Source organism: Streptomyces sp. NPDC060198, assembly GCF_042728415.1.
Lineage (GTDB): Bacteria > Actinomycetota > Actinomycetes > Streptomycetales > Streptomycetaceae > Streptomyces.
In genome coordinates this window covers 1-11638 of the sequence record NZ_JBHWZJ010000225.1, presented here as the reverse complement: position 1 = coordinate 11638, position 11638 = coordinate 1, and the positions used below count along the sequence as shown (strand labels likewise).

Below are 11638 nucleotides of genomic sequence, written 5' to 3'. Positions count from 1 at the left end.
GCCGGGCGGGCCGGTCACGGGGCTCCTCCGCGTTCAGGAGGAAGCCGGGGCCGTCTCGCGCCGGACGGTGGTCGCGATGGTCGCGGACCCGACGACCCGGGTGCCGTCGTAGAGCACGACCGCCTGGCCGGGGGCGATCCCGCGCACCGGCTCGGCGAAGGAGACGTGCAGGGTGCCGTCGGTCAGCTCGGCGGTGACCTCGCTCTCGCCCCCGTGGGCGCGCAGCTGCGCGGTGTACGTGCCGGGGCCCGCCGGGGCGGTGCCGCACCAGCGCGGCTTGATCGCGGTGAGCGCGGTGACGTCGAGGGCCTCCACCGGGCCGACCGTGACGGTGTTGTTCACCGGGGAGATGTCCAGGACGTAGCGGGGCTTCCCGTCGGCGGCCGGGTGGCCGATGCGCAGGCCCTTGCGCTGTCCGATGGTGAACCCGAAAGCCCCGTCGTGGGTGCCGAGCTTGGCGCCCGCCTCGTCGACGATGTCGCCCTCCGCCTTGCCGCCGAGCCGGCTCGCCAGGAAGCCCTGGGTGTCGCCGTCCGCGATGAAGCAGATGTCGTGGCTGTCGGGCTTCTTGGCGACGGCCAGTCCGCGCGCCTCGGCCTCGGCGCGGATCTCCTCCTTGGTGGTGAGGGTGTCGCCGAGCGGGAACATCGCGTGGGCGAGCTGCTTCTCGTCCAGCACCCCGAGGACGTAGCTCTGGTCCTTGGCCATGTCCGAGGCGCGGTGCAGTTCGCGGCTGCCGTCGTCGTTCAGTACGACGGTGGCGTAGTGGCCGGTGCACACGGCGTCGAAGCCCAGGGCGAGCGCCTTGTCGAGCAGCGCCGCGAACTTGATCTTCTCGTTGCAGCGCAGGCAGGGGTTGGGCGTGCGCCCGGCCTCGTACTCCGCGACGAAGTCCTCCACGACGTCCTCGCGGAAGCGTTCCGCCAGGTCCCAGACGTAGAACGGGATGCCGATGACGTCCGCCGCGCGGCGGGCGTCCCGGGAGTCCTCGATGGTGCAACAGCCGCGCGCTCCAGTACGGAACGACTGCGGGTTCGCGGAGAGGGCGAGGTGCACACCGGTCACGTCGTGCCCCGCCTCGGCGGCGCGCGCGGCGGCGACGGCGGAGTCGACTCCACCGGACATGGCGGCGAGCACGCGCAGGGGGCGCTGGGAAGTCTGAGTCATAGCCCGTCCAGAGTACGGGGCTCCGGGAACCGATCGCCCGCGGATATGCGTTCCAGCTGTCATGGGAACCACGGGAGGCGGTCCGTCCGGCCGGGACGGGACCGCGGACGGTGTGAGCCGGCGCACCCTGCTGATCGGCGGCTCGGCCATGGCGGCGGCGGTCACGGCCGCCGCCCTGGCGCGGGACGAGCTGAAACACGCGTGGTGGCGGCTGCCGGGCGTGGAGAAGCCGCGCACCCCCGGCGAGCTGGACTACGCCGGGGCCCACTGGACGGCGGCCTCCGGGGCGAACTGGCGGCGCGCGGACCGCCCCGACGACTTCGCGATAGACCGGGTGGTCGTCCATGTCACGCAGGGCAGTCTGGCGAGCGCGGTACGCGTCTTCCAGGACCCCGCGCACCAGGCCGCCGCGCACTACGTCGTGGGCAAGGACGGGTCGGTGACGCAGATGATCCGGGAGCTGGACGTGGCGTACCACGCGGGCAACCGCGCGTACAACGAGCGGAGCGTCGGCATCGAGCACGAGGGGTTCGTGGACCGGCCGCAGGACTTCACCGCCGCGATGTACGCATCCTCCGCACGGCTGACGGCCTCGGTCTGCGGGCGGTACGCCATTCCCGTCGACCGGGAGCACGTCGTCGGGCACGTGGAGGTGCCGGGGACGGACCACACCGACCCCGGACCGCACTGGGACTGGGACCGGTACATCGAACTGGTACGGCGGGCGGCCTCGGGACGCCCGGCCTGAGCGCCCGGGGCCGGGTGGTCCGTCAGCTGAGTCCGGCGGTCCGGGCGCGTTCGACGGCGGGGCCGATGGCGCGGGCCACGGCGGCGACGTCCTCGGCGGTGGAGGTGTGGCCGAGCGAGAAGCGCAGGGTGCCGCGCGCCAGGTCGGGGTCGGTGCCGGTGGCCAGCAGCACGTGGCTGGGCTGGGCGATCCCGGCGGTGCAGGCGGAGCCGGTGGAGCATTCGATGCCCTGGGCGTCCAGCAGCAGCAGGAGCGAGTCGCCCTCGCAGCCGGGGAAGCTGAAGTGGGCGTTGGCCGGGAGCCGGCCGCCGGGGGCGGGGTCGCCGCCGAGCACCGCGTCCGGGACGGCCTCCAGGACGGCGGCGACCAGATCGTCGCGGAGCCCTCCGACGCGGCGGGCGAACTCCTCGCGGTGACGGGCGGCGTGTTCACCGGCGACGGCGAAGGCGGCGACGGCGGGCACGTCCAGGGTGCCGGAGCGCACGTGCCGCTCCTGGCCCCCGCCGTGCAGTACGGGTACGGGGGTGTACGCGCGGCCCAGCAGCAGGGCGCCGATGCCGAACGGCCCACCGATCTTGTGCGCGCTGACCGTCATCGCGGCGAGCCCGGAGTCGGCGAAGCCGACCTCCAGCTGACCGAAGGCCTGCACCGCGTCGGCGTGCATCGGAATCTCGAACTCGGTTGCGACGGAGGCGAGTTCACGGACCGGCATGACGGTGCCGATCTCGTTGTTGGCCCACATCACGGTGATCATCGCGACGTCGTCGGGGTCGCGGAGGATCGCCTCGCGCAGCACCTCGGGGTGCACCCGGCCGTAGTGGTCGACGGGGAGGTACTCGACGGTCGCGCCCTCGTGTTCGGCGAGCCAGTCGACCGCGTCCAGCACCGCGTGGTGCTCGACCGGGCTCGCCAGGACCCGGGTGCGGCGGGGGTCGGCGTCGCGGCGGGCCCAGTACAGGCCCTTCACGGCGAGGTTGTCGGCCTCGGTGCCGCCCGAGGTGAACACCACCTCGCTGGGGCGGGCACCGAGGGCATCGGCGAGGGTCTCTCTGGACTCCTCGACGGTACGGCGGGCCCGGCGCCCGGCTGCGTGCAGGGAGGACGCGTTACCGGTCGCGGCGAGCTGCGCGGTCATCGCCGCGATCGCCTCCGGAAGCATCGGCGTGGTCGCGGCGTGGTCGAGGTAAGCCATGGTGCGTCCGATTCTACGAGCCCCAGGCGACCACCCCGTGAGCGGTGACCACTACGGCGAGGACGACCAGGTCGGCGACGCCCAGGGCGAGGCCCAGGAGGGCCCTTCCGCGCCGTTCGGTGGACCGGGCGAGCGCGATCACCGCCATGACGACGGCGGCCGGGCCGAACAGCAGGTTGAACACAAGCAAGCCCAGCAGGCCGAGGACGAACGAGGCGACGGCGAGTCCGTCCGCGTCACGGGCACGCGCCCCGTCGACGGCCTCTTTGGTGACGGTGGCCCGTGCGGGCCGGGCCCCGCGGTCGGCCCGGCGGCCGGGACGGAGGGCGGGGGCGACGAGCGGGAAGAGGGCCATGGTGCGAGCTCCTTCGGCCGGAGGCGGGATCTCTGCGAAAGGGTGCGAGCGGCGGCGGCCCGGTGGGACCGGAGGCAGCTCGGTGGACCGCGGCGGCCCAGCAGGACCGGCGGCGGCTCAGTGGAACCGCGGCTCAGTGGGACCGGCGCTCACGGACCGCGAAGCCGATCAGCCAGCAGCCGATCAGGGCGGCGGACGCCAGGGTCAGCGCGACCGGGAGGTGGGCGACCGTCCCGAGCACGATCCCGAACAGGAGCAGTGCGGCGACGAGGGCGAGCATGGGCGGCCTTTCTGATCGTCGGAGTCGTACACACCACGGGGGCGTGCCCCGGCGGCGTGGGCGCCGGCTTCCGTATCCAGTGAGAGTACGACTGTTCACTGACTACCTAGTCTAAACCCGCGCACCCTCTCCCAGGGCTCCCCCGAACCGGAGAACAGTTGTTTACTGAATGGCATGAGTCACACGACCGGGACCCGTCAGGCCCAGAAGTTGAGGACACGTCAGTGCCTGCTGGACGCCGCCCTCCGGCTCCTGGAGCACCAGAGCCTGAGCGGCCTCGGCCTGCGCGAGGTGACGCGGGCGGCCGGGGTGACCCCCACCGCCTTCTACCGCCACTTCGAGGACACGGCCGCGCTCGGCGTGGCCCTGGTGGACCAGACGCTCGGCAGCCTGCACGGCCTGATCGGCGAGGTCCTCGCCGGGACGGGGATCAGCGAGGAGCGGCTGGAGCGGAGCGTCACGGCCATCGCGGGCCATGTGGCGGCGCGGCCCGCGCACTTCCGCTTCATCGCCCGGGAGCAGCACGGCGGGGTGGCCGAGGTCCGCGCGGCGATAGCGGCGCAACTCGCCCTGTTCGTCACGGAGGTGGCCGACGCGCTGGCCGGGGAAGCGGAGTCGGCGCTCTGGAGCCGGGAGGACCTGCTGATGCTGGGCGGGCTGCACGTCGACCACATGGTGATCACCGCCTCCGCGCTCCTGGACGCGACTCCCGGCACCGAGGAGGAGGTCGTGCGGGTGGCGCGGCGCCGCCTGCGCCTGATCACCCTGGGGCGCCGCCACTGGCTGGACGACGAAGGCCGGACGCCCCCGGTGGGCGGCGGCTGAGTACCGGCCGGGCCGGGTCCGCGAAGTACCGCTCCCGCCCCACGACGCCGGGGACGGGAACGGGAACGGCCGACGGGGCGGCCTCTACGGCTGTTCCCCCTCCCGCGCGGAGAGCGGGGTGGCGATGTCCTCCAGCGACTTCCGCTCGGCGGGGACCGCGAAGAAGACCGCGACCAGCCCGGCGGCCACCATCAGCGCGGCCCCGATGCAGAACGCGATGACCGCGTCGCCCACGACTCCGCTCGCGGTGAGCCCGGAGAAGATCAGCGGGCCGGAGATGCCGCCGGCCGCCGTACCGATGGCGTAGAAGAAGGCGATCGCCATCGCCCGGGTCTCCATCGGGAAGATCTCGCTGACCGTCAGATAGGCCGAACTCGCCCCGGCCGAGGCGAAGAACAGCACCACGCACCAGCAGAGGGTCATGGTGGTGGCGGTGAGCACCCCGGCGCCGAACAGCCCCGCAGTGCCGAAGAGCAGGGCGCCGGAGAGGATGTAGGTGCCCGCGATCATGGGGCGGCGGCCCCAGGTGTCGAAGAGCCGGCCGAGCAGCAGCGGCCCGAGGAAGTTGCCGAAGGCGATGACGGCGAAGAAGTACCCGGTCGTCCCGCTGGAGACGTCGAAGAACTTCACCAGGATCGAGCCGAACCCGAAGGTGATGGCGTTGTACAGGAACGCCTGGCCGATGAAGAGCGAGAAGCCGAGCGTCGCCCGCTTCGGGTAGTCGCGGAAGAGGGTGCGGGCGATCTCCACGAAGCCGATGCTGCGCCGCTGTTCGATGGTGATCGCGGTCTCCGCCTCGGGCAGCGGCCGACCCTTCTCCTTCTCGATCTCCTCCTCCGCCTCGTCGACGATCCGTGTCGCGCCTTCGGAGTCGCCGTGGATGAACATCCACCGCGGGCTCTCGGGCACGTGCCGGCGGACCAGCAGGATGACCAGGCCGAGGACCACGCCGAGGGCGAAGGTGAGCCGCCAGCCGATGTCCTTCGGGAAGATGTCGGTGTTGAGCGCGAGGACGGAGAGCAGGGCGCCGCCCATCGCGCCCAGCCAGTAACTGCCGTTGATGATCAGGTCGACGCGGCCCCGGTACTTGCTCGGGATCAGTTCGTCGATCGCGGAGTTGATGGCCGCGTACTCGCCGCCGATGCCGAAGCCGGTGAAGAAGCGGAAGAGGAAGAACCACCAGACCGAGAACGAGAGCGCCGTCAGCGCGGTGGCCAGGAGATAGACCGCGAGGGTGATCAGGAACAGCTTCTTGCGGCCGAAGCGGTCGGTGAGCCAGCCGAAGAAGAGGGCGCCCGAGCAGGCTCCGGCGACGTAGAGGGCCGCCGCGAGGCCGGTGACCTGGGCGTCGGTGATCGGCAGTCCGCTGCCGTCCTCGGACAGGCGGCTGGCGATGTTCCCGACGACGGTCACTTCCAGACCGTCCAGGATCCAGACCGTCCCGAGGCCGATCACGATCATCCAGTGCCATCGTGACCAGGGAAGTCGGTCCAGACGGGCGGGGACCTTGGTGGTGATGGTCCCGAGACCCGTTCCGTCGCTGTGGCTCATGGGCATTGCCTCCTGGGGTGCGGCGTCGCTGCACCGCCGCTCGGCGCTGAGTCCGGGTACCCGGGAGCCGCCGGGAGCAAACAGCACGTCAGGAGCCGCGCCGGCGCGCGCCGCTCCCCCGCGCACAGGTCCGGCCGGAAGAGACCCCGGACAGCACGGGACCCGTCCGGCGGTCCACCGGACGGGTCGGGTCGGCGCTGCGGGCCGCGCGCGGCACGGTCAGCCCCGCGGCGCCCGCGCGAGCTGGCGGGACTGGGCGACGAGCCGGTCCGCGCTGTCCCAGACCTCGGCGTCCTCCTCCAGGAGGCCGCCCGCGAGGTTGCGGGTGGTGATGGCGACGCGCAGCGGGCCGGGGGCCGGGCGGCAACGGACGTGGACGGTGAGTTCGACGGTGGGGGTCCACCCCTTGAGGCCCAGCTCGAACGAGGTCGGCGGCAGCGCGTCGACGGTGAGCAGCACGGAGAGCGGGTCCGGGTCGCGGCCGTCCGCCAGGCCGAACCAGCCGCGCATCTCGCCCTTGCCGGACGGCTTGCCCAGCGCCCAGCCGACCGTCGCGGGGTCGAGCCGGATGTCGAGCCGCTCGGTGATGGCGGAGCTGCCGGGGATCACGTCGCCGCCGGACTCGGCCCCCAGGCACTGGTCGTACGGCGGGATGGCGGGCGGGAGCGCGGTGGTGCGGACCTCGTCGGTCAGGGCGTCGAGGTCGCCGTAGGTGGCGAGCACCCGGATGCGGGCGATCTCGCTGCCGTCCTCGGCGTACTGGTAGAGGGTCGCCTGGCCGGTGGAGAGGGTGCGCCCGGCGCGGACGACCTCGGTACGGATGACGGCGGGGCCGGGTACGGAGGCGGTGAGGTAGTGCGCGGTGACCGAGAACGGGTCGGGGTGCGGCAGCGCATCGCCCAGCGCGCGGCCGATGAGGGCCAGCAGATAGCCGCCGTTGACCGCGTGGATGATGGTCCACCCGGCGGAGAGCTCCGCGTCGTAGACGCCTTCCTCGCGACGGACGACCGCGGTGTCCCGGTCGAACTCGCTGTCCCCGACGGCCGCCCGCGCGAGGGTCGCGGGTCCGGGGGTCGTCTGCCCGGTCGGTGCCGGGTGCGCTGCTGCCTGTGCCATGCCAGGCACGCTACACCGACACCCTACTGAGCGGTAGCTTTTTCATCGAGGGAGCGGCCGGGCCCGACCTCCTCAGGTGGCCGCCGCCCCCTCCTCGCCGCTCGCCGAACGGCGGTTGTACGCGCGCGGCGCCCGCCAGTGGAACCGCATCGCCAGCAGCCGCAGGACGAACCCCGTGACGACCGCGAGAGCAGTGGTCAAGCCGTTCAGGGCGTCGAACTGGATGCAGAGCGCGACCATGGAGGCGCCGACGAGCGCGGGCACCGCGTACAGGTCCCGGTCCCAGCGCAGCAGCGAGGGCACCTCGTTGGCCAGCACGTCCCTCAGCACCCCGCCGCCCACCGCCGTGGCGAGGCCGAGCGCGACGGAGGAGGTCAGCCCGAGCCCGTAGTCGTACGCCTTGGTCGTGCCGCTCACGGCGAAGAGGCCGAGCCCCGCCGCGTCGAAGACGTTGACGCCGACCTGGATGCGCTCGACGTGCGGGTGCAGGTAGAAGACCAGGGCGGCCGCGATCAGCGGGGTGAGGAAGTAACCGAGATCGACGAAGGCGGCCGGCGGCACCGCCCCGATGATCAGGTCACGGAAGATCCCTCCGCCCAGCGCGGTCACCTCGGCGAGAACCGCGATGCCGAAGACGTCGAAGTTCTTGCGTACGGCGAGAAGAGCGCCGGAGATCGCGAAGAAGAAGATCCCGACGACATCGAGCGCGTGCTGGACGGAGGGAGTGAACAGTTCGGTGAGCACCGGCCAATTGTGCCGGTGCTCAGGCCTGTATCGAGTTCTGGGCCGGATCGGCCGCGAGCCCGGCCCGGAAGTCGATGCAGGCCTCAGGGTGTGTCCGGCGGATCAGGACCGACCGGGACGCGGCGTCCGGTGCGGTGCGTCGCAAGGCGCTGGAATGCCCGCATCGCAGAGCGATTCGGGCGTTTCGGCAACACCGCGATGCACCGTGCCAGACGCCGCGGACCCGGTCAGGCTCCGCCGGACACGCCCTCACCCTTCGCGCCGTTCTCCGTGTCCCCGGTGTCCCCGGGCGCCGCCGGAGCTCCCGGCTCGGCCGCTGCTTCGGCCGCCTCGGGCTCGGCCGGCGCCTCGGGCTCGACGGCCTTCGGCGTGGCGGCCACGATCGCCTCGCGCGCCAGGGGAAGCACCTCCTCGCCCGGGGCCTGGTCCGGTGCGTTCTCCGGGTGGTGGCACGCCACTTGGTGCCCGGTCCGCAGCGCGATCAGCGGCGGTTCCTGCGTACGGCAGACCTCCGTCGCCTTCCAGCACCGGGTGTGGAAGCGGCAGCCGCTGGGCGGCGAGATCGGCGAGGGGACGTCACCGGTGAGCAGGATGCGCTCGCTCTTGGCGCCCCGGCGGCGGGGGTCCGGGATCGGCACCGCGGAGAGCAGCGCCTTGGTGTACGGGTGCATCGGCGCCTTGTAGAGCGACTCGCGGTCGGCGAGCTCCACGATCTTGCCGAGGTACATCACCGCGATCCGGTCCGAGACGTGCCGGACCACCGACAGGTCGTGGGCGATGATCACGTACGTGAGCCCCAGCTCGTCCTGGAGGTCGTCGAGCAGGTTCACCACCTGCGCCTGGATGGAGACGTCCAGCGCGGAGACGGGCTCGTCGGCGACGACCAGCTTCGGGTTGAGCGCGAGCGCGCGGGCGATGCCGATGCGCTGGCGCTGGCCGCCGGAGAACTCGTGCGGATAGCGGTTGTAGTGCTCGGGGTTGAGTCCGACCACCTCCAGCAGCCGCTGCACCTCCTTCTTGACGCCACCCTCGGGGTTGACGTCTTGGAGCTTGAAGGGGGCGCTGACGATGGTGCCGATGGTGTGGCGGGGGTTCAGCGAGGAGTAGGGGTCCTGGAAGATCATCTGCATGTCGCGCCGGAACGGGCGCATGCGGCCGACCCCGAGGTGCGTGATGTCGGTGCCCTCGAACTCGACGGTGCCCGCGGTGGGTTCCAGCAGCCGGGTGATCAGCCGCCCCATGGTCGACTTGCCGCAGCCCGACTCGCCGACGACACCCAGGGTCTCGCCCGCGCGCACCTCGAAGTCGATCCCGTCGACGGCCCGTACGGCACCGCTGGTGCGCTGGAACAGGCCCTTCTTGATCGGGAAGTGCTTCTCAAGACCCTTGACCCGGAGCAGCACCTCGCCCTGGGCGACGCCCTTGCCCGTACGCGGCGCGGGCACCCGGGCGGTCTCGGCCGCCACCGTCCCGCCGGCTGCTGCCCCCTCGGCGTGCGGGGGGACCGGCTCGCTCGGCCGGCTCGTCACTGCTTCGTCGTCGGTCACAGCTTGGGCGCAATCTCTTCGGTCCAGATGCGCTCCCGCTGCTCCGGGGAGAGGTGGCAGGCCGACCAGTGCCGGCTCCCCACCTCCAGCAGCTCGGGCCGCACGGTACGGGTGACGTTGTCCTTGGGTACGTCCGCGTAGGGACAGCGCGGGTTGAAGGCGCATCCGGACGGCAGGTTGATCAGCGAGGGCGGGGAGCCCTTGACCGGGATCAGGCGGTCGGTCTGCTCGCGGTCCAGGCGCGGCATCGAGCCCAGCAGGCCCCAGGTGTAGGGGTGCCGGGGCTCGTAGAAGACCTTCTCGGCCGGTCCGCGTTCCACGCACCGCCCGCCGTACATGACGAGGATGTCGTCGGCGAGTTCGGCGACGACGCCGAGGTCGTGCGTGATGACGATGACGGCGGAGCCGAACTCCTTCTGCAGGTCGCGGATGAGGTCGAGGATCTGCGCCTGGACGGTGACGTCCAGGGCGGTGGTCGGCTCGTCCGCGATCAGCAGTTCGGGGTTGTTGACCAGCGACATCGCGATCATGGCGCGCTGGCGCATCCCGCCGGAGAACTCGTGCGGGTAGCTGTCCACCCGCTTGTCCGGCTGAGGGATGCCGACCCGGTCGAGCATCTCGATCGCGCGCTTGCGGGCCGTCTTCTTGTCCACGTCGTGGTGGACCCGGTACGCCTCGACGATCTGCTTGCCGATCGTGAAGTACGGGTGCAGCGCGGAGAGCGGGTCCTGGAAGATCATCGCCATGTTGCGGCCGCGCAGCTTGCGGACCTCGTCCGGGTCGCTGGAGAGCAGTTCGGTGCCGTCCAGCCAGATCTCGCCGGACAGCCGGGCCTTGCGCTTGCCGTACTGACCGGCGGTGTGCAGGCCCATGATGCCGAGCGAGGTGACGGACTTGCCGGAGCCGGACTCGCCGACGATGCCGAGGGTCTTGCCCTTCTCCAGCGTGAAGCTCAGTCCGTCCACGGACTTGACGAGTCCGTCGTCGGTCGGGAAGTGCACCTTCAGGTCGCGGACGTCGAGGAAGGCTCCGGGTGCGGGCGAGCCGGGGGCGGCTGCCTCCGGCGCGGCAGCCCCGCTCTTGCTCAGCTCGGTCATGACAGCCTCACTCGGGGGTCGATCACGGCGTACAGGACATCGACGAGGAGGTTGGCGACGATCACCGCGAGGGAGGTGATCAGTACGACGCCGAGGATCACCGGAAGGTCCCGCTCGTTGATCGCCTTGAGCACGGCCTGGCCGAGGCCGGGCAGGCTGAAAGCGGTCTCGGTGAGGATCGCTCCGCCGACGAGGGCGCCGAGGTCCATGCCGAGCATGGTGAGGATGGGCGTCATGGTGGAGCGCATGGCGTGCTTGCCGATGACGACCGGTTCGCTCAGTCCCTTGGCGCGGGCGGTGCGGATGTAGTCCTCGCCCATCACTTCGAGCATGGTGGCCCGGGTGATGCGGGCGTACATCGCGGCGTAGAGGAAGGCGAGCGTGATCCAGGGCAGCAACAGCCCCTGGAACCAGCCGCCGACGCTCTCCTCCAGCGGGACGAATCCGGAGTCGATCCAGCCCAGTCCGTAGTCGAAGATGCCCAGCGACAGCATGGCGGTGAAGAAGATCGGCAGCGAGACGCCCGACAGGGCGACGACCATGGCCGAACGGTCCCAGAGCGAACCGCGCTTGAGCGCGGAGAGCACACCGGCCGAAACGCCCGCCAGCAGCCACAGCACGGCGGCGCCCGCTGCCAGGGACAGGGTCACCGGCAGCCGGTCGGTGATGACCGGCCAGATGGCCTGCTCGTTGCGGAAGGAGTAACCGAAGCAGGGCGCCGCGCACTCGGTGACGTCGCCGCCGCCGGAGTATGTGCGCCCGACGAAGATGCCCTTGAAGAACTCCCAGACCTGGACGTAGATCGGCTCGGCCAGGTGGAGCTTCTGCCGGATGCCTTCGACGGCCGCGGCGTCCGACGTCTTGCCCACGTACATCGTGGCCGGGTCGACACCCGTCCACTTGGGGATGAGGAAGAAGATGCTGAAGACCACCACGATGATGACGATCAGCATCACTGCGGCGGCCAGCAGCCGCCTGATGAGGTATGTGAGCACTGCTCTCGGCCCGGCGGGGGC

Annotated in this window: 12 protein-coding genes; 2 read left to right on the top strand and 10 right to left on the bottom strand. The window is 71.6% G+C overall.

The annotated features are described in order from the left end of the window. Window positions 1–33 precede the first annotated feature (33 nt). Window positions 34–1167 carry a tRNA 2-thiouridine(34) synthase MnmA gene (gene mnmA / locus ACFWEP_RS23800; RefSeq protein WP_387372663.1) on the bottom strand — a complete coding sequence of 378 codons (1134 nt, stop codon included), beginning with the start codon at window positions 1165–1167 and terminating at the stop codon, window positions 34–36. Between the two features lie 61 nt (window positions 1168–1228). Between mnmA and ACFWEP_RS23795 the strand changes: the two genes are divergently transcribed. Next, complete coding sequence (locus ACFWEP_RS23795; RefSeq protein WP_387372662.1) at window positions 1229–1915, top strand: N-acetylmuramoyl-L-alanine amidase; 687 nt, start codon at window positions 1229–1231, stop codon at window positions 1913–1915. Window positions 1916–1937: 22 nt separating this feature from the next. Here ACFWEP_RS23795 and ACFWEP_RS23790 read toward each other — a convergent pair whose 3' ends face one another. The 3 genes from ACFWEP_RS23790 to ACFWEP_RS23780 all read right to left on the bottom strand — a co-directional run bounded on the left by ACFWEP_RS23790 (window position 1938) and on the right by ACFWEP_RS23780 (window position 3742). Next, window positions 1938–3107 carry a cysteine desulfurase family protein gene (locus ACFWEP_RS23790; protein WP_387372660.1) on the bottom strand — a complete coding sequence of 390 codons (1170 nt, stop codon included), beginning with the start codon at window positions 3105–3107 and terminating at the stop codon, window positions 1938–1940. 13 nt (window positions 3108–3120) lie between these two features. Then, complete coding sequence (locus ACFWEP_RS23785; protein ID WP_387372658.1) at window positions 3121–3462, bottom strand: DUF4190 domain-containing protein; 342 nt, start codon at window positions 3460–3462, stop codon at window positions 3121–3123. A gap of 133 nt (window positions 3463–3595) precedes the next feature. Beyond that, window positions 3596–3742, bottom strand: coding sequence for a hypothetical protein (locus tag ACFWEP_RS23780; RefSeq protein WP_387372656.1), 147 nt, complete (start codon window positions 3740–3742; stop codon window positions 3596–3598). A gap of 174 nt (window positions 3743–3916) precedes the next feature. Between ACFWEP_RS23780 and ACFWEP_RS23775 the strand changes: the two genes are divergently transcribed. Continuing rightward, complete coding sequence (locus tag ACFWEP_RS23775; RefSeq protein ID WP_387372654.1) at window positions 3917–4567, top strand: TetR family transcriptional regulator; 651 nt, start codon at window positions 3917–3919, stop codon at window positions 4565–4567. An 84-nt stretch (window positions 4568–4651) separates the two neighbouring features. On the opposite strand, the gene ACFWEP_RS23770 is transcribed toward ACFWEP_RS23775, so the two are convergent. The 6 genes from ACFWEP_RS23770 to ACFWEP_RS23745 all read right to left on the bottom strand — a co-directional run bounded on the left by ACFWEP_RS23770 (window position 4652) and on the right by ACFWEP_RS23745 (window position 11617). Further along, the gene (locus ACFWEP_RS23770) at window positions 4652–6118 is read right to left on the bottom strand and encodes an MFS transporter (protein ID WP_387372652.1); all 1467 of its coding nucleotides are present in this window, start codon (window positions 6116–6118) and stop codon (window positions 4652–4654) included. Between the two features lie 219 nt (window positions 6119–6337). Continuing rightward, window positions 6338–7234, bottom strand: coding sequence for a thioesterase family protein (locus ACFWEP_RS23765; protein ID WP_387372650.1), 897 nt, complete (start codon window positions 7232–7234; stop codon window positions 6338–6340). A gap of 72 nt (window positions 7235–7306) precedes the next feature. After that, window positions 7307–7978: a trimeric intracellular cation channel family protein gene (locus ACFWEP_RS23760; protein WP_387372648.1), complete on the bottom strand. Its 672-nt coding sequence runs from the start codon at window positions 7976–7978 to the stop codon at window positions 7307–7309. Between the two features lie 227 nt (window positions 7979–8205). Next, a complete protein-coding gene (locus tag ACFWEP_RS23755; RefSeq protein ID WP_387372646.1) occupies window positions 8206–9525 on the bottom strand; it encodes an ABC transporter ATP-binding protein in 1320 nt (439 codons plus the stop codon). Further along, the gene (locus ACFWEP_RS23750) at window positions 9522–10622 is read right to left on the bottom strand and encodes an ABC transporter ATP-binding protein (protein ID WP_387372644.1); all 1101 of its coding nucleotides are present in this window, start codon (window positions 10620–10622) and stop codon (window positions 9522–9524) included. The genes ACFWEP_RS23755 and ACFWEP_RS23750 overlap by 4 nt, the downstream gene beginning before the upstream one ends. Next, on the bottom strand, window positions 10619–11617 hold the full coding sequence (locus ACFWEP_RS23745) for an ABC transporter permease (protein ID WP_387372664.1): 999 nt from the start codon (window positions 11615–11617) through the stop codon (window positions 10619–10621). Before ACFWEP_RS23745 ends, ACFWEP_RS23750 begins: the two co-directional genes overlap by 4 nt. Window positions 11618–11638: the final 21 nt, after the last annotated feature.